We start from the raw sequence: 21,586 nt of genomic DNA on the forward strand, positions 1-21,586 counted from the left end.
GGGTGCCCGCACCGCGCCGGGGAACAGAGAGGACAACGCCTTGACCGTGATCGTCGCTGGACATCTGACCATGGCCCCGGAAGACCGGGACGATTTCCTGGAGGGGCACCGCCACATCGTGGAGGAGTCCCGCAAGGCGCCCGGCTGCGTGGACCTGTCGATCTCCCCGGACCCGCTCGACCCCGGTCGGGTGAACATCTTCGAGCACTGGGAGTCGGCCGAGAAGCTGGACGCCTGGCGGTCCGTCGCACCGCCGCCCAAGTCCTCGGTGGAGATCAACGACGGGTCCATGTACAAGCACGACGTGGCCAAGTCCGGCCCGCCGTTCGACGCCTGACCCGCGACACGGCGGTGCCCCCGACCGGCCGGTCGGGGGCACCGCCGTGCTCACACCTGCCGCAGCGCCTCGGCGACCGCCGTGTCCGGGGCGGTGACCACCAGCCGCAGCAGCCTGCGCCACTGCTGCGCCCACCGCTCCGGGGTGTCCGGGTCGAACTCCGCCGGGTCGTAGCGGACGTTGCCGAACGCGCCCGCCTCCTGGTCGATCTCCACGGTCGCGAGCGTGCCGTCCGGGATGTCCGAGCCGACCTCGTGCGAACGGGTGCGGTGCCGGATCTCGGCGTAGTCGAGGTCGCCCGCCCGCCCGACGTTCGCCTGCGGGTACTGGAAGACCTGGAACGCGCACACCGAGACGGCCGGGTCGGCGAAGGTCGCCATCAGCTCCGGCGCCTCGCCCAGCACGAAGGCGAACGGCACCTCGTGGCTCTGCGCCTCCAGGCACGTCCGCCGGGTCGCGTCGAACACCTCCCGCAGCGTCCGGCACCCGGCGAGGTCCGTGCGCAGGGGCACGAAGTTGAAGAACGGCCCCACCGTGCGCTCGTAGTCGGGGTGGTCGCGGCCGAAGGTGATGGTCGGGACCACGACGTCGGTGCGCCCGGTCAGCCGGTGCGCCAACAGGTTCTGCGCGGTCATCGTCACGATGAACGCCGACGCGCGGTTCGTCCGGGCGAAGGCGAGCGCGTCGGCCACCAGCCCCGGCTCGACGTGGAACCGGTGCGCGGCGGTGACCCGCTTCGCGCCCGGCAGCCGGGGCCGGTCCGAGGGCAGCCCCAGCATCCGCGCGCCGGCGAGCTTGGCGCGCCAGTAGGCCCGCGCCCGCGCCAGCGCGGCGGGCGTGAGGTGCGCGCGGTGCCACGCCGCGTGCTCGCGGTACTGCGGGACCGGCGGCAGGTCGGGCTCCCGGCCCGAAGCCCGTGCCGGGTAGCACGCCACCACGTCCCGCATCAGCAGTTCCATGGACCAGCCGTCGACGGCCACGTGGTGGGCGATCAGCCCGACCACCCAGTCCGCGCCGTCGAAGCGGCCCAGCACCACCCGCAGGTGCGGCAGTCGACGGACCGGCAGCTCCTCGCCCTCCAGCCGGTTGAGGAACTCCTCGGCCAGCCCGTCACGGGCCGGCCCCGGCGCGTCGCCGAGTTCGTCCACGCGCACCTCGGGCGGCGTCGGCTGGTGGATCCGCTGGTGTGGCGGGTCTTCCGCGACGAGCACCGTGCGCAGCGCCTCGTGCCGGGTCACGACGTCGAGGAGCGCGGCGCGCAGCACGTCGACGTCGAGACGTCCGCGCACCCGCCAGCCGCGCACCGCGTGGTAGCGGGGCCCGAACGGCCCGGTGGTCTCGTCCGTGCCGAACATGCGCAGGAAGTCCTGCGTGAACGACAGCGGCGCGGCGGTCTCCTGCTCGACCGGCGAGGCGCTCATGCCGGCCCTCCTCCCTGTGCTGGACGGGCTTGTGCCGAAGGTTCTCCGGGTGGCCACCGACCGGCGGACCCCGGGTCAGGACACCGGGACACCGGCGGCGCGCTCCTCGTCGATCCGCTCGGCGAGCATCGCGGGGGTCGGGTTGTCGTAGAAGGTCGCGATGGTCACCGACACCCCGGTCCGGCGCTCGATGCGCGCGATCAGCCGGATGGCCTGCATGGACTGCCCGGACAGGTCGAAGAAGTCGTCGTCCAGGCCGACCGCCCGCAGGCCGAGGGTCTCCGCGAACACCGCCCGCAGGTACTCCTCGGTCTCCGAGCCCGCGGTGTCCCCGCCGCCCGCCGCCGCCGGTTCCGGCAGCGCGGCCCGGTCGAGCTTCCCGTTGGGGCTCAACGGGAGTTCCGGCACCAGCACGACCGCCGCCGGCACCAGGTAGTCCGGCGCGCGTTCCGCCACGTGGGCGCGCAACCGCGCGGCGGTCGGCTCCTCGCCGAGCCCGTCGACCGGCACGACGTAGGCGACGAGCTGCTTGTCGTCGGCCACCGGCCGGGCCACGACCGCCGCGTGCCGGACCGCCGGGTGCGCCGCCAGCAGCGCCTCCACCTCGCCCGGCTCGACCCGGAACCCGCGCACCTTGACCTGGTCGTCCGCGCGGCCGAGCAGCTCCAGCCGCCCGTCGGGCGCGCGCCGCGCCAGGTCGCCGGTCCGGTACAGCCGCCCGCCGTCGCCCGCGAACGGGTCCGGCACGAACCGTCGCGCGGTCAGGCCCGGCCGCCCCTGGTAGCCCCGGGCCAGCCCGCCGGCCACGTACATCTCGCCCACCTCGCCGGGCTGGACCGGCCGCAGCCCCTCGTCGAGCAGGTGCACCCGCTTGTCCCGCAACGGAAACCCGATCGGCACGACCGCGCCCGGCTCGTACGGCGCGGAGATCGGCGCGCTCGCCACGAACAGGCTCGTCTCGGTCGCCCCGTACATCACCCGCACGGTCAGGTCGGGGCACGCCGCCAACACCCGGGCGACGGCCGTCGGCGACACCACGTCGCCACCGGTCATCACCTCGCGCAGCGGCGCGACCAGGTGCGGCGACTCTTCGGCCAGCACCCGGAACAGCCCGGCGGTGACGTGCGCGGCGGTGACCCGCTCGCGGGCGATCACCTCGCCCAGCGCGGCCAGGTCGAGATCGGCACCGGGGTAGAGCACGATCTCCCCGCCGTGCAGCAGCGGCACCCACAGCTCGAAGGTCGACATGCTGAACGCGTACGGCGACACCATGAGCGTGCGCCGGTAGACCTCCGAGTCCCACAACGGGTCCGACACCAGCCCCAGCACGCCCCGGTGCGTGACGGTGACGCCCTTGGGCTCGCCGGTCGACCCGGACGTGAACATCACGTACGCGGCCCGGTCCGGGTCGCCCGCCGGCAGTTCGACCCGGTCCGCCTCGGCCCGCTCGTCCGGGGCCTGCCCGTGTGGGGCCCGCTCGTCTGGGACGGGATCGTCGGGGGCGGGATCGCCCACCACGACCACCCGGCAGCGCTGCGGCACACCACCGCGCGCCGACGGCCCGTCCACCAGCAGCAGCGGGCGGTCGAACCGGTCGACCACCTGCTGTCGGCGGAGCGCCGGGTAGGCGTGGTGCAGCGGCACGTAGAACGAACCCGCCTTCACCACCGCGAGCGTCGCCACCACCAGGTCCGGCGACCGCTCCACGAGGACGACCACGGGCCGTTCCGGGCCCGCGCCCAGCGCGACCAGGCGGCGGGCCAACCGGTCGGAGCGCTCGTCCAGCTCCCGGTAGCTCGTCCGCACGCCGTCGAGCGACAGCGCCGGCGCGTCCGGGGTGCGGGCGGCCTGGGCGGTGAACCGTGCCTGGAGGGAAGGGGAGTCCATGACGTGGGTCCAATCTGGATCACCGGGTGGGTAGCCGTCTTCCCGCCACGTTCCCGCGCGGGCGCACCGGCGGGCATCTCCGGGCGTGCGTCGCCTGCGCATTCGGGGAGTTGCGCCGCGACCCGGACCGGGGTCGGATCCAGCCAGGAGTTCGAGACAACGGAGGTGACGTGATGGTGCTCCCACCCGTGGTGTCCCGCGAGGAGTGGGTGGACGCGCGCAAGGAGTTGCTGCGCAAGGAGAAAGAGCTGACCAAGGCCCACGACGCGCTCAACGCCGAACGTCGCGGGCTGCCCATGGTGCGGATCGACGAGGAATACCTCTTCCAAGGGCCGCAGGGGAAAGCCACCCTGCTCGACCTGTTCGACGGCAGCCGCCAACTCATCGTCGGCCACTTCATGTTCAACCCGGACTGGGACGAGGGCTGCCCCAGCTGCTCGGCCGGGGCCGACGAGATGTCCCCCGGCAGGCTGCGGCACCTGCGCGTCCGCGACACGGCCTTCGCCTACGTCTCGCGCGCGCCACTGGCGAAGCTGGAGGCGTACAAAGCCCGCAAGGGCTGGGAATTCCCGTGGTACTCGTCCTACGGCAGCGATTTCAACTACGACTTCCACGTCACCATGGACGACTCGGTGCTGCCCGCCGAGTACAACTACCGGACCATCCCGGAGCACCGCGCGGCGGGCAGCGGGTACTACTTCGTCGGCGCACAACCGTCCGAGCAACCCGGCCTGAGCTGCTTCCTGCGCGTGGGCGACGAGGTCTTCCACACCTACTCGGCGTTCGGCCGGGGCACCGAGATGAACCTGGGCGCGTACGCCTTCCTCGACCTGACCGCCCTGGGCCGTCAGGAGGACTGGGAGGAACCCGCCGACCGGACCCCGAACCCGCGCCCGCCCGCACCGGACTTCCGCAGCTGACCCGGCACGCGGGCGGACCACCGGCCCCGGTGGTCCGCCCGCGTCCCAGGGCACGGTTCGGACCGCTTTTCGGCCGCGTCGCGCGGCTTGGACGTGCGAGGAATCGACGACGGCGCGGTCTCGGTCCAGCTGGCCCGCCGAGCGCAGTTCCACGAGCAGCACCTCGTGCGGTCGGGACCACACCGGCCTCGTTCCAGTCGCACAGCCGCCGCCGGCAGGTCGTTCCGGAGCCGGAGCCCAGTCCCTGAGGCGGGGACTCCCACTTGGTCCCGGTGTGCGGCACGAACAGGATCCCGCACTGCACCTGCCGATCGGGCACCCGCTTCCGACCCGGCGACTCACCTCTCCTCACGACCGCACATGATCTACAACGGACACAGCCGGCGAACGACGTTGATCACTCTGTCACGACCGCTATCGAACACCATGTGCCACCGGCATGCCGACTGCCAACTAGTTCTGGACCGATCGCTAAACCCGCGTGCCGGTGAAGAAGTCGACCAGCACGGGAGCGACGGCGTCGGGCACCAGCAGGTGGGTGTGCCCCGGCATGGAGTGCCGACGCCCGTTGGGCAGCACGTCCGCCAGCGCCTGCACGCCGTTGCGCGCCCACGGCAGGCTGTCCCCGCCGTCGATCACCAGCGTCGGCGTCCGCACCGCCGACAGCCGCTCCACCGGCAACGAGCAGTCGCCCATCAACGCGTCGTCGTAGCGCAGCGTCGGGGCCAGCGTTTCCAGACCCGCCCACATCGGCGAACTCCGGACCTGCGCGACCGCCTCGTCGGTCAGGTCCGCGCACCCCTTCATGAACAGCTCCAGCGCGTCGCCCCGCCTCCCTTCGGCGATGTACGCCTCCAGCCGCGCCGAGTACCGCGCCGGCAGGGTGCGGTCCTCGGGCAGCGAGTAGGGCGGCTCGTACAGGGCCAGCGCGGCGAACTCACGCCCGCGCGCCGCGGCTTCCAGCACCAGCGCGCCGCCGGAGCAGTTGCCGAACACGAACGGCGGTTCGCCGGTCTCGGCGAGGACCGCGTCCAGGTCCTCGACCTCCCGGTCCACCGAGTACGGCCGGCCGTCGCCGCTCGCGCCGCGCCCGCGCCGGTCGTAGGCGAAGACGGTGAACCGCGAGGAGAGCAGCTCGCCGACCGGCAGCGTGGTCGCCAGGTCGTTCAGCGCGCCCTCGATCAGGACCAGCGGCGGCCCTTCGCCGAACCGGTCGACGCTGATCGGCGTCCCGTCCTTGGAGGTGACTGTGTGCATGGGGCACTCCCGTGTCGTGTGTGGTCAGCCGTCGACCATGTCGTCGCGGATGTGGGAGAGGTCGGCGACCGAGGTCAGGTCCGGCACCGTCCAGCCGTCCAGGTCGTACTCGGACAGGCACTGGTCGACGAACTCCTGGTAGCCGGCCAGCTTCCCGGACGACACCTGGGCGTTGAGCAGTTCGATCCGGACGTTCTCGTGGTTGCCGGAGTAGTTGCGCTCGTAGAGTTCGTGCCGCCCGGCGAACTCCGTGCCGACCGTGTCCCACAACAGCTTCATCACCTTGGCGCGGTCCACGGCCTCGACGCCGTTGGACCCGCGCAGGTACTTGTCCAGGTACGGCCGCAGGTCTTCGTTCTTGAAGTCGTCCGCGCTGGAGTTGACGTAGATCAGCCCGCTCGCCACGTCCTGGAGCACGATCTCCCGCACCCGCGAGTACCCGAGCTGCATGAACCACCGGTAGGCCATGCCGTAGTCCGGGTTGGGCAGCAACGCGCCGTCGCGCCACGGCAACGGGTTGCGCGCGGACGCGTCGGACAGCCCCCAGAACAGGTTGCGCCACGCCAGCACCTCGCCCAGCCGGGTCTCGATGCCGCGGAAGTCGCGCGCCCCGGTGATCTCCAGCGCCCGCGCCAGCAGCCCGGCGATGAACTCCAGCTTCACCGCGAGCCGCACGCAGCCGTGGAACGTGGTGCGCTCGTTGAACCCGGACTGCCCGGTGAACGCCTGGACCTTGCCGATGCTGCCGTAGATGAACACGTTCTCCCACGGGATCAACGCCTTGTCCAGCACCAGGATCGTGTCGTTCTCGTCCAGCCGGGACGACAGCGGGTAGTCGAACGGCCGCCCGGTCACCGCCGCGTTCGCGCTGTAGGAGGTGCGGCAGATCAGCTTCACGCCCGGCGCGTTCATCGGCACCGTGGCCACCAGCGCGAACCGCTTGTCCTTGATCGGCAGGCCCCAGTGCGCCACGAAGTTGTAGTGGGTCAGCGCCGACCCGGTCGCGACCACCTTCGCGCCGCTGACCACCAGCCCGGCGTCGGTCTCCCGCTCGACGTGCACGAACACGTCCGACACCTCGTCGGCGGGCCGGTCGCGGTCCACCGGCGGGTGCACGATGGCGTGGTTCCAGAACAGCACCTTCTCCTGCGACTCCCGGTACCAGCGCCGGGCGTTGTCCTCGAACGGCGCGTAGAACTCGGCGTTCGCGCCGAGCGTGCCCAGGAAGGACGCCTTGTAGTCCGGGCTGCGGCCCATCCACCCGTAGCTCATCCTGGCCCACTCGGCGATCGCCCGCTGGTCGGCGACCAGGTCGTCCACGCTGCGCGGGGTGGTGAAGAACGGGTGGGTGTAGCCGTCGCTGCCGGTGTCGGTGGGCCGGGTCAGCACGCCCTTGAGCGCCGGGTCGTGCAGGGCGTCGTAGAGCCGGGCGGTCATCCGCGCCGGGTTGCGGAACGCCGCGTGCTCGGTGACGTCCTTGACGCGGTCGCCGTACAGGTAGATCTCCCGGCCGTCGCGCAGACCGGCCAGGTACTCCTCGCCGGTCAGCGGGCGGGTCTGCCGCGTTGGTCGCTCGGCCACAGCTCTCGATCCCTTCCCCGGGAGGCACCGGCTCGCGGGCCAGGCCCGGCGGTGGTACCCACTTGGCTTGCCCAGTGGGTGTGCCAGTGGGTTGTGCACAGTTGGCGTGCCCAGTGGCGGTGCTCAGCGGTCGTACTCGTCGTGGTAGCGCACCCAGTCGTGCTTGAACCCCAGGCCCTCCTCCTGCCGCCCCAACGGGGTCAGGTCGAGGTAGTGGTAGGTGGAGTTCAACATCTCGCCGCCGGTGATCAACGTCGAGTAGGTGCGGTACACGCGGCCGTCGTCGTCGCGGACGTACACGCTCACGCCGGGCTGGATCCGCTCGCCGTCCGCGAAGTCCACGAAGTGGTCCTGGTAGAACGACGTGCTGTGGGACGACACCCACGGCACCTGCCAGCCCATCCGGTCCTTGAACGCCACGCCCTCCGCCAACGGCACCGGGCAGTCCACCACGAAGCTGGTGTCGCGGGCCCACAGGTGCGCCAGGTGGCCGACGTTGTCGATCCAGAACGCGCAGGACGTGCAGAACTTCCCGGTCTCCATCGGGACCATGTAGTGGTAGACGATCAGCTGCCGGCGGCCGTCGAACAGATCGGTCAGCCGCCGCTCCCCGTCCTCGGAGGCGAACGCGTAGTCCCGCTCCACCAGCACCCCGGGCAGGGCGCGGCGCTGCTCGCTCACCTCGTCCCGCACCCGGATCAGCTCGGCCTCGCGGTCGTACAGCTCCTTGCGCGCGGCGGCCCACTCCTCGCGGGTCACCGCCTTGATCGACGTCATGCCCTCTCCTCTCCTCGCTGTCGCGCGCTCACCGCTTGACCGCCACGGTCATCCCGTCGGCCACCGGCAGCACGGCGTAGTCGACGCGGTCGTCCCGCCGGACCCGGTCGTTGAAGTCCCGCACGGCCACCGTCTCGGAGTCCGTCGCGCCCGGATCGGCCACCGCGCCGTGCCACAGCACGTTGTCGACCACGATCACGCCACCGGGCCGCAGCAGGGCCAGCGCGCCGTCGAAGTAGTCGGCGTAGCCTTCCTTGTTCGCGTCGATGAACGCGAAGTCGAACGACCCGGCCGCGCCGTCCTCGGCGACCAGCGCCGCCAACGTCTCGCGGGCGTCGCCGATGCGCAGGTCCACCTGGTGGGCCACGCCCGCGCGCCGGCAGTGCGCCATCGCCAGGGACGTCCACTCCTCGCTGATGTCCAGCGCGACCACCCGGCCCTCCGGCGGCAGCGCGAGCACCGTGGCCAGCAGGCTGTAGCCGGTGAACACGCCGACCTCCAGCGTCCGGCGCGCGCCCACCGCCTTGACCAGGGTGGTCAGGAACCGGGCTTCCTGCGGCGGGACCTGCATCATCCCGGCACCGAGGTAGCCGGCCTCCTCGCGCACCGCGCGCAGCGGCTCGGGCTCCGGCGGCGATATCGCGGTGACGTAGTCGTGCAACGCCTCCGTCATGGTCAGTTCCAGTCTCATCGATCCCGCCCGGGGTGTCGTGGTCGAGGGTGGACCGGCGTCAGGCCGCGCCCGCCGCGGTGTCCGGCGGCGCGTCGCCACCCGTGCGCAACAGGCCCACCAGGTGGTCGGCGATGGCCGCGACGGTCGGCCGCCGCCACAGCAGGACCGCCGGCAGGTCGTGCCCGAACCGCCGCTCCAGCCGGCGGCGGACCAGCACGCCCATCACCGAGTCCAGACCCTGCTCCACCAACGGTCTGCGGTGGTCGAGGCGGTCCTCCGCGAGCCTCATCTCGGCGGCGACCTGGACGCCGACCTCGCGGAGCACGTGCTCCCGCAACTCCTCCGGCACCACCTCGGCGTGCCGGTCGTCCCGGTCCGCCGCGGCGTCCGGCGTGCGGTAGCACTCGGGAACGTCCTCCGCGTCGGGCACGACGGCGGTGAAACCCGGCCCGTCCCAGGCGGACAGCGCCTCCTCGGCGGTGACACCGGACCACGTCAGCACGGTGGTGTCGCCCGCGCGGAGCGCCGCCAGCCCTTCGTGCTCCGCACCGGTCACGGCCGCCTCGACCGGGCCGGGCGCGAGCACCGCGTTGCCGGGCGTGCACAGGACCAGGAAGTCCAGACTACCGGGCGGGAACAGGGAGTGCAGGCCCAGCGCGTCCCCGTCGACGTGGACGACACCGCGAACGGGCGGCAGATCGTCAACGGGCGCAGGGGTTTCCGCCACTCGAACGGTGACGCCGCGCTCCTCGCACCACCGGATCACGTCGACCGGCCGCTTGCCGGCGGCGCCCGCCACGTCGTCCCACTCCCGGCGTGGCGGGAGGATGTCGTCGTCCACCAGCACGATCCGCCGCGCGCCGCGCGTCACCAGTTCCCGCGTCGCGGCCAGGCCCACGTCGCCGAGACCGCCCGTGACCAGGTACGTGCCGTCCGGCCGGCACGGCGTCGACGCGCGGGCGGGCGCGGGAACCAGCCGGGGCGCGGCGGCGGACGCGTCGCGAAGCGCCACCACGGGCTCCGGCAGGTCGGCACCCAGCAACGACGGCAACAGCGCCGTCCACAGGCCGTGCGGGTCGACGTCGAGGACCGTCACGGGCTGCTCGGCGCGCAGCGCGCGAGCCAAGCCCCACAACGGGGTCTGCGCCAGGCGGGCCTCGTCGGCGCACTCCCGCACGCCCTCCGTCACGCACCACACCCGCGCGACACCCTTGGCCGCCGCCGCGACATCGGCCAGGACGGTGTGCGCGGGCCGCTCCGGGTCGGGTACCACCACGACATCCGTGACGCCGTCGAGCGTGCCCGGATCGGCCGGGCTTTCCACGGCGTGCCACGGGATTCCGGCCGCGTCCAGACCGATCCGCACGGTGTCCGAGTGCGGCCCGACCAGCACGACCCGGTGGCCGTCCCGAGGTGCGGGCAGGTCCAGCGGCTGCCAGACCAGGCGGTGCGCCGACCGGCCCGCCCGTCCGATCACGGGGTAGCGCAACCCGTCGGCCACCGCCACGACCACGCCGTCCGCCGACACCACCGCGTCGACGGTGTCCGGCCCGGCCGGCGTCACCTCCACGGTGAACGCTTCCGGCGGCGCGCCGACCACCTCCAGGCGGTCCGCGCGCACCACCATCCGCAACTCGGGCTCACCCTCGAACGCCGCCGGCGCGACGGTCGTCACCGCGTCCAACACCGGGGCCCACGTCGAACCGGCAGCGGTGCGCACGTCGGCGCGCAGCCGCCCCGCGCCCGCCGCCAAACGCTCGATCGTCCAGTCGAAGCCGGTGGACGGCACGCCGACAGCGGCCAGCCTGCGCCGCACGAGATCGACGTCCACGGGTGCCGGCCCCGAACCGGAGGGCACCGGCCGCAGCGGTCGTACCGGCGGTGCGGTCGGCACGTCGGCTTCGGCGTGCACGGTCCAGTCCGCGTCCGTCCGGGACGCCAGCCGCAGCCGCCGCCCGTCGCGCACCACTTGCAGCTCACGGCGTTGCGCGGTCAGCAACGGCTGCCGCAGCACCACGTCGGCGAGGGCGGTGCCACCGCAGGCGTCCAGGAAGGTCTGAGCCAGCACCGCCGCCGGCACCACCTCCGTGCCGCCCACGGCGTGACTGCCGGGATAGGGCCGGTTGGCGTCGTCGAGCCAGGTCCGCCACGTCGTCACGTCGCTGCCCGCCACCGCGGTCCGCGAACCCAACAACGTGTGCGCGGCGACGTCGTGGCCACGCGTCCCCGTGACGGGTTCCGGTGTGCGCCAATGCGACCGGTGCTGCCACGCCACGGGCGGCAGCGTCACCAGTTCGCCCGCCGGGTGCACCCGGGCCCAGTCGACCGCAACGCCGTGGCAGTGCGCCTGGCCCAGCGCCGACAAGAACTCGCGGTGGTCCGGGCGGTCGCGGCGCAACGTCCAGCCGACCGCCGTGTCCTCGTCCACCCCGGCCAGGCACTCGGTGACCGAATGCGCGACGACCGGGTGCGCGGAGACCTCCAGGAAGACCCGGTACCCGTCCTCTGCCGCAGCCACCACCGCCGAACCCAACCGCACCGGGTCGCGCAGGTTCCGCGCCCAGTAGTCCGAGTCCAACGCCACCCGCGAACGCGGATCGGCGATCGCCGTGCGGTACAACGGGATCACCGGCTCGCGGGGGAGCACGTCCACCGCCCTGAGATCCGCCGACAAGGGCTCCATGTGCGGGCTGTGGAACGCCACGTCCGACGCGACCTCGCGCACCACGGCGTCACCGCACCCCGCCACGAACTCCGCCACGGCCGCCGGCTCGCCGGACACCACCGTGGACGACGGCGACGGGATGATCGCGACCACCACGTCACCACGGCCCGCCAGCCGGCGCGTGACCTCGGCGGAATCCAACCCCACCAACGCCATCGCGCCCCGGCCCGCGACCCGCCGCAACAACTGCGACCGGCGGCAGATCAGCCGGGCCGCGTCGACCGGGTCCAGGCCGCCGCACGCGACCGCCGCCGCGACCTCGCCGACCGAATGCCCGATCACCGCGGCGGGCGTGACGCCGTAGGACCGCCACACCGCCGTGAGACCCAGCTGCACCGCGAAGATCAACGCCTGGGTGCGCGCCACGTCGCCGAGATCCCCGTCCCGCAACGCCTCCCGGGGCGAGAACCCCATCTCCCGCCGGTACACCGGCTCGATCTCGTCCAGCGCCGCACCGAACGCGGGCTCGCCGTCGAGCAGCCCGCGCCCCATCCCGGACCACTGCGCCCCGTGGCCGGAGAACACGAACACCGGACCGGGGCCGTCCACCGGACGTCCGGTCACCACGCCGTCCACGGCCTGCCCGTTGGCCAGCACCCGCAGCCGCGCACGCAGGTCCTCCCGCCCGGTCGCGGGCACGACCGCCCGGTGCGCCAGGTGCGAGCGGCGCAGCGCCAGCGTGTGCCCCACCGACGCCAGCGGCACGTCGTCGGCCAGCCGCCGTTCCAACCGGCCCGCCGCCTCCGCGAGCGCTTCGGGCGAGTTCGCCGACAGCGGGTACACCCCTGGCACGTCCGGATCGACCACGACCGGCTCCCGGTCGGGGGCCTGCTCCAGGACCACGTGCGCGATCGCCCCGCCGTACCCGAAACCCGACACCGCCGCGCGGCGCGGGCCTCCGGTCCACGGCTCGGCCCGCGTCGCCACGCGCAACCCGTTGGCGCCCCAGGCGATGTCGGGGTCGAGCCGCCGCACCCGCCCCGGCGGCACCACCGCGCGTCGCAGCGCGAGCACCGCCTTGACCACGCTCGCCACCCCGGCCGCGCCCTCCAGGTGGCCGATGTTGCCCTTCACCGAACCGATCGGGCACGGCTCGTCCCGGCCGTACACCGCGCTCAACGCCGCCACCTCGGCGGGATCGCCCAGTCGCGTGCCGGTGCCGTGCGCCTCGACGAACCCCACCGTCAGCGGGTCGACGCCCGCGTTCGCGCACGCCCGCCGCATCACCTGCTCCTGCGCCGCGCCGGACGGGGCCATGATGCCCTCGGTCCGGCCGTCCTGGCGGACCGCGCTGCCCCGGACCACCGCGAGCACCCGGTCACCCGCGCGCCGCGCGTCCGACAGCCGCCGCAGCACCAGCACCCCGCAGCCCTCGCCGCGCCCGTAGCCGTCCGCGTCGACGTCGAACGGCTTGCTGCGGCCGTCCGGGGACAGCGCGCCCGCCGCGTCCAACGACAGCGTCTCGCCCGGCGACACCACCAGGTTCACCCCGCCCGCCAAGGCGGTCGAGCAGTCGCCCGCCCGCAAACCCTGGCACGCCAGGTGCAGCGAGACCAGCGACGCCGAGCACGCGGTGTCCACGGCCAGGCTCGGGCCGCGCAGGTCCAGCGCGTGCGCGATCCGGTCGGCCAGCGCGCAGCCCGCCGCGCCGATCCCGGTCCACGCCTCGATGCCGGGCAGGTCCTCCAGCAGCCGGCGGCCGTAGTCGGCGGTGCAGAACCCCACGTAGACGCCGGTGTCGGTGCCCGCCAGCGAGTGCGGCGGGACGCCCGCGTGCTCCAGCGCCTCCCAGGCCGTCTCCAGCAGCAACCGCTGCTGCGGGTCCATCAGCTCGGCTTCGCGGCCCGACAGGCCGAAGAACGCCGCGTCGAACCCGGCCACGTCGTCCAGGAAGCTGCCGCGCGCGGTGGTGCGCCGCACCGCCGACTCGTGCGCCGGGCTCAAATCCCGGTACCAGTCCCAGCGCTGCGCGGGCGCGGGTCCGGACGTGTCCCGGCCCGCGACGACGAGGTCCCAGAACGCCTCGGGGGTGTCCGCGCCGCCCGGGAAGCGGCACCCGACACCGACCACCGCGATCGGCTCGCTCATGTCCGCTCCCCGCCGCGCCCCGCCCGGACCGCGTCGCACCGTCCACTGCGGACCCAGCGGTCCGCGGCGGCTGCTCCTGCCGGGTGTCGTCGCACCTCCGGAATGCTGCCGGCGGCGCGGTGCCCCGCGCATCTTCCAGCGTGCGCGGAATCCGGCCCAGGACCGCAACCACGGAGGTGCCGCGCGGCGCGCGACGCGGAAAGGTGGCGGGAGGGAACCACGTCGCGCGGATCCGAGACGCACCGAAGGAGTCCCGATGGACCTGGAGTACAACCCCCTGGACTATGACGTGCAGGAGGACCCCTACCCGTACTACGCCCGGCTGCGGGCGGAAGCGCCGGTGTACTACAACGAGAAGCTGGACTTCTTCGCGCTGTCCCGGCACGCCGACGTCGCGGCCGCGCTGCGCGACTCCGACCGGTTCTCCAACGAGAACGGTCCGCTGATGGAGCGCGAGTACTGGAAGCCCGACTCGGCCCGGCACCACTCCATCGTCGCGATGGACCCGCCCGACCACGCGCCGTGGCGGCGGCTGATCTCCGGCAGCTTCTCGCCGCGCGCGATCGGCCGGCTGGAGGAGCAGGTCCGCGACCTCACCCGGCAGGCCGTGGCGGCCGCCGCCGAGCGCGGCACCTTCGACGTCATGCAGGACGTGATCTACCCGATCCCGATGGACGCGCTGGGCATCATCGTCGGCGTGCCCAAGGCCGACCGGCCGCTGGTGCAGCGCCTGCTGGAGGGCACCGTGCACCGCGACGACGGCGCCACCACCATCGGACCGGCCCAGATGCAGGCGTTCCAGGAGCTGAGCGGGTACTACGCCGAGCTGGTCGAGCAGCGCCGCCGGCACCCCGCCGAAGACCTCGTCTCCGACCTGCTCGCCGCCGAGATCGACGGCGCGCCGCTGGAGACCCAGGACATCCTGGCGTTCCTGCACCTGCTCGGCGGGGCCAGCACGGTCACCACCGTCGACCTGGTCGGCAACGCCTGGTACTGGGCGTGGCGCAACCCCGACCAGCAGCAGGCGGCCCTCGCCGGCGACGTCAACGGCTGGGTCGAGGAGACCCTGCGCTACGACTCGCCGGTGCAGATGGTGATCCGCAAGTCCAAAGTGGACCTGGAGTTGCACGGCGTGGGGATCCCGGCCGGTTCGCAGGTGCTGATGCTGATGGGCGCGGCCAACCGGGACCCGGAGGTGTTCCCGGCCGCCGACGAGTTCGACCTGACCCGCGACGCGAGCCAGCTGCTCAGCTTCAGCCGGGGCGCGCACCTGTGCCTGGGCAACCTGATGGGCCGCCGGGTGGGCCGGATCGTGCTGGAGGAGCTGGTGCACCGGGTGGCGGACTACGACCTCGACCCGGACGGCCTGGTGCGCGTGCACCGCAGCACCGTCCGGGGCTTCCGCAAGATGCCCACGGTGATCACCCTGCGCTGACCCCGCGTCACCGGGTCGCCCGCCGCGCACGTCGGGGCGGGCGACCCGTCGTCCCGGGAGCGGGCGGCGGCGCGGTCCGGACGGCGAACCCGCCCGGACCGCGCCGCGACCACCTCAGATGTAGAGCGTGTTCGGCGGCAGACCGCACAGCACGCGGCCGTACAGCTCGGAATTCGTGTCCGGGTGCATCAGGGCGTGCAGGTTGACCGCCTCGACGTCCCGGTGGATGCGCTGGATCGGCACGTCGCGGTAGATCGACGAACCGCCGCTGGCCGTGGCGAAGATGTCCACCGCCTCCTTGGCGCGCTTGCACACCGCGCCCAGGTCGGCGCGCGCCAGCGCGCGTTCCTCGATCGACCACGGCGACCCGTCGACACCCTTGGCGTCGACCAGGTCCGCGAGCCGGTGCGCGTGGAACTGCGCCTCGTCCACCTTCATCGTCGCCTCCGCGACCTGGAGGTGGGTCAAGGGCGCGTCGCTCTGGTTGTCGTAGTCGGTGTAGGTGATCTTGCGGCCCGGCAGGCGCTCGAAGAACGCGTCCCGCGCGGCCTTCGCCAACCCCACGACCGTCCCGACCGACGACGCGGCCGCGACGGGCAGCAGGGGAGCGCGGTAGACGGGGGAGTCCGCGTTGGTCGCGGACGCGTGGCCGCCCTGCACCACCGCGCCCAGCGGCAGGACGCGTTCGCGCGGCACGAAGACGTTGTCCGCGACGGTGCTGACGCTGCCCGTGCCCTTCAGTCCGGCGGTGTGCCAGTCGTCCACGATCGTCAGGTCCGACATCGGCACCAGCGCCATGATCGGAACCGGTTCGCCGTCCGGGTCCAGCAGGATCGCGATGACCTCCTGCCACTGGCTGTGCCACGCCCCGGTGATGAAGCCCCACTTGCCGCTGACCACCACGCCGCCGTCGGCCGGGGTCGCCGTCGCGGTCGGGCTCAACGTGCCGCAGACCCGCGCGTCCGGGGTGGCGAACACCTCGTCCTGCACCGCGTCCGGGAACAGGCACGTCATCCACGTGGGGATCCAGTACACCGACGCGGTCCACGCGGCCGAGCCGTCCGCGCGGCCGAGTTCGGTGGCCACGTCGACCAGGGTGCGGGTGTCGGCCTCGTAGCCGCCGTAGCGCCGGGGCACCCGCAGCCGGAAGACGCCGGCGTCGGCCAAGGCGTCCACCGACTTGTCGTGCAGCCTCCGGTTCTCCTCCGACCACGCGGCGTTCGCCCGCAGCAGCGGGGCCAGGTCCGCCGCACGGCCGACGAGGTCCTCCTTCGTCGGAATCTCGCTGGTCAACACCATTTCCTCCCAGGGAGCCAAGACGGGGGACCGCGGCCGGTCCGGCGCGAGCCGCCCGAAGGACCTCCCGACCTTCCCACCCGCGCCGCCGCCCGCGCATCTCGCTGCGTGCGGGGATCGGCTCCCCGCAACGGGTTTCACCCCCAGCGCAGCCGCAACTCGTCGATCGACCAGATCATCGTGGCCCGCTCGCGCGGCGCTTCGGCCGGCTCGTAGTCGGGGATCAGCCGGTGCCACTCCTGGAGCAGCAGCGCCATCTCCTGCCGGGCCAGGTGCGCGCCCAGGCACGTGTGCCGGCCCGCGCCGAACGACACGTGCCGCGCGCCTCGGCGGTCGAGGTCGACCTCGGTGGCCTTGGGGTAGGCCCGTTCGTCCCGCCCGGCGGCGGCCAGCGAGAACACCGCGACGTCGCCGGCGCGCACCGGGCAGCCGTGGAACTCGGCGTCCCGGGTCGCCCGCCGGGTCGGTGTGGCGATGGGGTAGACCCGCATGCTCTCCTCGACCATCCCCGGCACCGACGACGGGTCCCGCACCAGCCGGCGCCGGTCCTCGGGGTGGGTCGCCAGGTGGAACACCGTCCAGGTGAGCTGGCTGGCGGTCGTCTCCAGCGCCGCGCCCAGCACCGTCATCAGGCAGTTCACCAGGTCCTCGGTCGAGGGCGGCGTGCCGTCGACCCGCCACCCCGCGGCGGCGGCGACGATGTCGGTCCGCGACGGGTCCGGGTGCCGGCGGCTGCGGTCGAGCAGTTCGCCGAGGTAGGCGGTCATCTCGGCGGCGGCCTTCCGCTGCATCCGCAGGGCTTCCTCGGGGTCGTCGCCCCGGAAGTGCAGGCCGTCGGTCCACTCCAGGAACCGGCCGGCGTCCTGCGGTGCCACGCCCATGATCGGCAGGAACGCCGCCGAGGTGAACACCTTCGCCACGTCGGCGACGAAATCGCACTCGCCGCGCGGCCGCACACCGTCCACGACGGACCGGGCGAGGCGGCGCTGGTCCTCGCGCAGGGCCCGCACCCGGCCGGGCGTGAACCACGCGGCCAGCAGCCGCCGCCAGGTGGTGTGCCGCTCGCCGTCGAGCTGGATGGGCACCATCACCCGGTCCGGGTCGGGCTCGAACGGGAACACCACCGCGCTGGACCACAGGTCGGCCTGGCGCAGCCCCTCGGTCACGGCGTCGTGGTCGGTGAACACCCGGTAGCCCTGCGCGTCCTCGGTGCGCAGGGCGGGACGCGCGTGCGCCCGGTGCTCGTCCATCTCCTCGAAAGCGGTCATGGCGGGCGCCGGCGGGCGCAAGGTCGTGTAGTCGCGGATCGGGCAGGTGGCCTGGTCCGGAGCCTTCACAGGGCGTCTCCTCCTCGCTCCTCCCCCCGGACGAACGGTGTTGCCGATCAACGCTATGGCAGCACCCACCGGGTCGGCGTACGCGATCGTGTGGTTTGACAAACGGATCGCCACCGTTTCGGAGCAGTCGGGGGACGCGGGATCAGCCCAGGTCCGCCGGGGATTCCAGGTCGGCGCCGACAGCGGAGAGGAACCGGGACGCGGTCTCGCCGTCGATCACCCGGTGGTCGAACGACAGGGCCAGCGTGACCACCTGCCGCAGTGCCAACCGGCCTTCGTGCGCCCACGGGCGCTGCGCGATCCGGCCCACCGCGAGGATCACCGTTTCGCCCGGCACCAGGATCGGCGTGCCGGCGTCCGTGCCGAACACGCCGGGGTTGCTGATGGTCAGCGTGCCGCCGACGAGTTCGTGCGGCTCCGTGACGCCCGCCCGCGCACGTTCCACCAGACCCGACAGCGCACCCGCCAGCTCGGGGAGCGAGAGGGTGTGCGCGTCCTTCACGTTGGGCACCAGCAGGCCGCGCCCGGTCGCCACGCCCACCCCGAGGTTCACCCGGCGTTTCAGCACGATCTCGCCGGTCTCGTCGTCCCAGGACGCGTTCACCTCGCGGTGTTGCGCCACGGCCCGCACCACGGCCCGTGCCACCAGCAGCAGCGGCGACACCCGGACGTCGGCGTACTCGGGCCGCTGCCGCAACTCCCGCACCCGCTCGACGGTCGGTGTCACGTCGACCTGCAACCACGTGGTCACGTGCGGAGCGGTGAACGCCGACCGCACCATCGCCGCCGCCGTCCGGGCCCGGACCCCGCCCGCACGCACCCGCTCCTCGTCCACCCCGGCGTCCACCCCGGCGTCCACCCCGGCATCCGCGACCGGGTCCACCACGGCCTTGCGCCGACGCCGCGCGGGCCGGGACCGCTTCACCCCGTACCCCACCAGCAGCGGGTCGCCGCCCACGTCGACGGTCACCAGCGGCGCGCCGACGTCGACGGTGACGCCCTCCTCGTGCAGCACGTCCACCACCGTGCCCTCGAACGGCGACGGCAGTTCCACCAGGGCCTTCGCCGTCTCGACCTCGACCACCACCTGGTCGACCGCGACCACGTCGCCCGGTTTCACCCGCCACGCCACCACCACGGCCTCGGTGAGGCCCTCGCCGACGTCCGGGAGCCGGAACTGCCTGTGCTCGCCCACCTGTCACCACCGGTAAGTTCGGTCGACCGCGTCCAGGACCCGGTCGAGATCGGGCAGGTAGTGCTCCTCCAACCGGGACGGGGGATAGGGCACCGAGAAGCCGCCCACCCGCAGCACCGGGGCGGCCAGCACGCCGAAGCACCGCTCCGTGACGCGGGCCGCCAACTCGGCCCCGTACCCGCCGAACACCGGGGCCTCGTGCACGACCACGCAACGCCCGGTGGACCGCACCGCCGCGACCACGGTCTCCTCGTCCAGCGGGTTCAACGACCGCAGGTCCACCACCTGGACGGACCGCTCGTCGTCCGCCTCGGCGGCCAGCAGGCACGTCGCCACGCTCGGCCCGTAGGTCAACAAGGTCACGTCGGTGCCCTCGCGCACCACGACCGCCCGGTCGATCCGGGCGTCCACCGGCTCGTCCAGCGCGACCGGACCCTTCTCCCAGTACCGCCGCTTGGGCTCGAAGAAGACCACCGGGTCCGGGCACTGCACGGCCCGCCGGACCATGGCGTACGCGTCGGCCGGGTTGGCGCACGTCACCACCCGCAGCCCGCCGGTGTGCGTGAAGTACGCCTCCGGCGATTCGCCGTGGTGCTCGGCGGCGCCGATGCCCCCGCCGTAGGGGATGCGGATCACCACCGGCAGCTCCAGCCGCCCGCGCGAGCGCGACCGCATCCTGGCCAGCTGGGAGGTGATCTGGCTGAACGCCGGGAACACGAAGCCGTCGAACTGGATCTCGCACACCGGCCGGAAACCCCGCAGCGCCAACCCGATCGCGGTGCCGACGATCCCGGACTCGCCCAACGGCGTGTCCACCACCCGGTCCGGGCCGAACTCGCGTTGCAGCCCGTCGGTCACCCGGAAGACCCCGCCGAGCGCGCCCACGTCCTCGCCCATCACCAGCACCGAGGGGTCGTCGGCCAGCGCCCGGCGCAGCCCCTCGTTGATGGCCCGGCCCAACGCGAGGGCGGTCACCGCTCGTCCTCGAACGAGTCCAGGTAGGCCAGGTGGCCGGCGCGTTCGGCGGCGACGCCCGGGTGCCCGGCGGCGTAGGTGTTGTCCCAGATGGACTCCACGGCCGGGTCCGGCATCGCGAGCACCCGCCGGCGCAGGTCGGCCGCGATGTCGGCGGCCTCCGCGTCGACCGCGTCGAGGAACGCCCGGTCGACGGCGTCGTTGCCCACCAGGTACGCGCGGACCCGTGCGACCGGGTCTTTCCGCCGCCACTGCTCGACTTCCGCCGACGGCCGGTAGCGGGTCGGGTCGTCGGTCGTGGTGTGGCCGCCCATCCGGTAGGTGAACGCCTCCACCAGCGACGGCCCGCCGCCCGCGCGCGCCCGGTCCATCGCCTGCCGGGTCACCGCGAGGCAGGCCAGCACGTCGTTGCCGTCGACCCGGACGCCGGGGAAGCCGAAGCCGTCCGCCCTGCGGCGCAACGGGATCGTGGACTGCGTGCGCACGTGCTCGGAGATCGCGTACTGGTTGTTCTGGCAGAAGAACACGACCGGCGCGTGCTGCGCGCTCGCCCACACGAACGCCTCGTTCACGTCACCCTGGCTCATCGCGCCGTCGCCGAAGTAGGCGATCACCGCGTCCCGGCCGCTGTCCCGGTTCACGCCCATCGCGTACCCGGTGGCGTGCAGGGCATGTGCGCCGATGACGATCGTGTAGAGGTGGAAGTTGTGCCGACGCGGGTCCCAGCCCATGTGGTAGACGCCGCGGAAGTGGCCGAGCACCTCGGCCAGGTCGACGCCGCGGCACCACGCCACACCGTGCTCGCGGTAGGTCGGGAAGGCCATGTCGCCCGGTGCCAGCGCCCGGCCGGAACCGACCTGCGCCGCCTCCTGCCCGGCGAGCGAGGCCCACACCGCCAGTTCGCCCTGGCGGGCCAGGGCCAGCGCCTGGGTGTCGACCCGGCGCACCACCACCAGGTCCCGGTACAGGTCGGCGATCGCGGAATCGGTGATGTCCAAGGGGAAGTCCGGGTGCTCGACGCGTTCGCCGGCGGGGGTGAGCAGCTGCACCGGGTCGGGCTCGGCGGTGTCGGGGGCGCGGCCCGATCGCGTCGCGGAGCGGCCGGTGGCGGGGACGAGGGTCATCAGGAACTCCACTTCGGTCGCGGAGCCGCCGGGCGCGCGGGCGGACCGTTCCAGCCTGACACCCGCGCGATCGGCCGTGCACCTCCGACGTTGCGCCCGTTGCGGCAACCCAGGAGACGACCGGTTTCACGCGAGGGCGAACAGTTCGCGCAGCGCCTCGGAGAGGTCCGTGCGGCCGGGCACGCGCACCCGTTGTTCCGGTGTGGTCAGCAGGTGGTCCACGACCCGCAGCACGGTCACCTCCAGCTCCGCGCGCAACGCGCCGTCCACGGCGGGCAGTTTCCCGCGCAGGCGCAGCAACTCGGCCCGCACCACGGCGGCGGCGTGCGCGCGCAGCGCCGTCACCTCCGCCGCGCCGGCTTCCGGCAGGCCGATTCCCGGTGCGCCGTCGATGGTCGCCGTCACGATTCGCCACCACGTCCCGGCTCGTCCACGGTGCCGCGCCTCCTCTGCGGTCGGCGTTCCTCGGGCCGTTGCCGCGCCCGGAGACCATCGTCACACCCGCCCGGGGCCGCCGGCATCCTCTGCCTTGCGCACAGCGGAAAGGCCGCCCACCGG

16 protein-coding genes and 1 pseudogene are annotated in these 21,586 nt (G+C 73.4%); 3 read left to right on the forward strand and 14 right to left on the reverse strand.

The window, feature by feature from the left end; translation table 11 throughout:
- Positions 1-46 precede the first annotated feature (46 nt).
- Complete coding sequence (locus tag AC0HI0_RS10215) at positions 47-337, forward strand: putative quinol monooxygenase (RefSeq protein WP_480934277.1); 291 nt, start codon at positions 47-49, stop codon at positions 335-337.
- Positions 338-387: 50 nt separating this feature from the next.
- Here AC0HI0_RS10215 and AC0HI0_RS10220 read toward each other — a convergent pair whose 3' ends face one another.
- Together AC0HI0_RS10220 and AC0HI0_RS10225 are read right to left on the reverse strand one after the other, a co-directional pair.
- Complete coding sequence (locus AC0HI0_RS10220; RefSeq protein ID WP_480932055.1) at positions 388-1,758, reverse strand: condensation domain-containing protein; 1,371 nt, start codon at positions 1,756-1,758, stop codon at positions 388-390.
- A gap of 75 nt (positions 1,759-1,833) precedes the next feature.
- On the reverse strand, positions 1,834-3,645 hold the full coding sequence (locus tag AC0HI0_RS10225; RefSeq protein WP_480932056.1) for an amino acid adenylation domain-containing protein: 1,812 nt from the start codon (positions 3,643-3,645) through the stop codon (positions 1,834-1,836).
- Between the two features lie 173 nt (positions 3,646-3,818).
- Between AC0HI0_RS10225 and AC0HI0_RS10230 the strand changes: the two genes are divergently transcribed.
- Positions 3,819-4,565, forward strand: coding sequence for a DUF899 domain-containing protein (locus AC0HI0_RS10230; RefSeq protein ID WP_480932057.1), 747 nt, complete (start codon positions 3,819-3,821; stop codon positions 4,563-4,565).
- 187 nt (positions 4,566-4,752) lie between these two features.
- Here AC0HI0_RS10230 and AC0HI0_RS10235 read toward each other — a convergent pair.
- From AC0HI0_RS10235 to AC0HI0_RS10260, 6 genes and pseudogenes are all read right to left on the reverse strand, one after another.
- A pseudogene (locus AC0HI0_RS10235) lies at positions 4,753-4,917 on the reverse strand (transposase); the annotation flags it as partial.
- 119 nt (positions 4,918-5,036) lie between these two features.
- The gene (locus AC0HI0_RS10240) at positions 5,037-5,822 is read right to left on the reverse strand and encodes an alpha/beta fold hydrolase (RefSeq protein WP_480932058.1); all 786 of its coding nucleotides are present in this window, start codon (positions 5,820-5,822) and stop codon (positions 5,037-5,039) included.
- A 24-nt stretch (positions 5,823-5,846) separates the two neighbouring features.
- Positions 5,847-7,403: a 4-hydroxyphenylacetate 3-hydroxylase N-terminal domain-containing protein gene (locus AC0HI0_RS10245; RefSeq protein ID WP_480932059.1), complete on the reverse strand. Its 1,557-nt coding sequence runs from the start codon at positions 7,401-7,403 to the stop codon at positions 5,847-5,849.
- Between the two features lie 123 nt (positions 7,404-7,526).
- Positions 7,527-8,180 (reverse strand): DUF899 domain-containing protein, encoded by a 654-nt coding sequence (locus AC0HI0_RS10250; RefSeq protein ID WP_480932060.1) that lies wholly within the window; start codon positions 8,178-8,180, stop codon positions 7,527-7,529.
- 28 nt (positions 8,181-8,208) lie between these two features.
- On the reverse strand, positions 8,209-8,871 hold the full coding sequence (locus tag AC0HI0_RS10255) for an O-methyltransferase (protein ID WP_480932061.1): 663 nt from the start codon (positions 8,869-8,871) through the stop codon (positions 8,209-8,211).
- A gap of 40 nt (positions 8,872-8,911) precedes the next feature.
- Entirely contained in the window at positions 8,912-13,666 is a 4,755-nt protein-coding gene (locus tag AC0HI0_RS10260) for a type I polyketide synthase (RefSeq protein ID WP_480932062.1), read from the reverse strand.
- A gap of 256 nt (positions 13,667-13,922) precedes the next feature.
- On the opposite strand from AC0HI0_RS10260, the gene AC0HI0_RS10265 reads away from it, so the two are divergent.
- Positions 13,923-15,101: a cytochrome P450 gene (locus AC0HI0_RS10265; RefSeq protein WP_480932063.1), complete on the forward strand. Its 1,179-nt coding sequence runs from the start codon at positions 13,923-13,925 to the stop codon at positions 15,099-15,101.
- A gap of 114 nt (positions 15,102-15,215) precedes the next feature.
- On the opposite strand, the gene AC0HI0_RS10270 is transcribed toward AC0HI0_RS10265, so the two are convergent.
- From AC0HI0_RS10270 to AC0HI0_RS10295, 6 genes are all read right to left on the reverse strand, one after another.
- Positions 15,216-16,400, reverse strand: coding sequence for an acyl-CoA dehydrogenase family protein (locus AC0HI0_RS10270; protein WP_480932064.1), 1,185 nt, complete (start codon positions 16,398-16,400; stop codon positions 15,216-15,218).
- Between the two features lie 134 nt (positions 16,401-16,534).
- Positions 16,535-17,734, reverse strand: a complete 1,200-nt coding sequence (locus AC0HI0_RS10275) for a cytochrome P450 (RefSeq protein WP_480932065.1) — start codon at positions 17,732-17,734, stop codon at positions 16,535-16,537.
- Between the two features lie 142 nt (positions 17,735-17,876).
- A complete protein-coding gene (locus AC0HI0_RS10280; RefSeq protein WP_480932066.1) occupies positions 17,877-18,929 on the reverse strand; it encodes a dihydrolipoamide acetyltransferase family protein in 1,053 nt (350 codons plus the stop codon).
- Between the two features lie 3 nt (positions 18,930-18,932).
- A complete protein-coding gene (locus AC0HI0_RS10285) occupies positions 18,933-19,904 on the reverse strand; it encodes an alpha-ketoacid dehydrogenase subunit beta (protein WP_480932067.1) in 972 nt (323 codons plus the stop codon).
- The gene (locus tag AC0HI0_RS10290) at positions 19,901-21,028 is read right to left on the reverse strand and encodes a thiamine pyrophosphate-dependent enzyme (protein ID WP_480932068.1); all 1,128 of its coding nucleotides are present in this window, start codon (positions 21,026-21,028) and stop codon (positions 19,901-19,903) included. The genes AC0HI0_RS10285 and AC0HI0_RS10290 overlap by 4 nt, the downstream gene beginning before the upstream one ends.
- A gap of 126 nt (positions 21,029-21,154) precedes the next feature.
- Positions 21,155-21,433: a hypothetical protein gene (locus tag AC0HI0_RS10295; protein ID WP_480932069.1), complete on the reverse strand. Its 279-nt coding sequence runs from the start codon at positions 21,431-21,433 to the stop codon at positions 21,155-21,157.
- Positions 21,434-21,586 lie beyond the last annotated feature (153 nt).

It is taken from the genome of Saccharothrix sp. NBAS 001 (genome assembly GCF_056640475.1).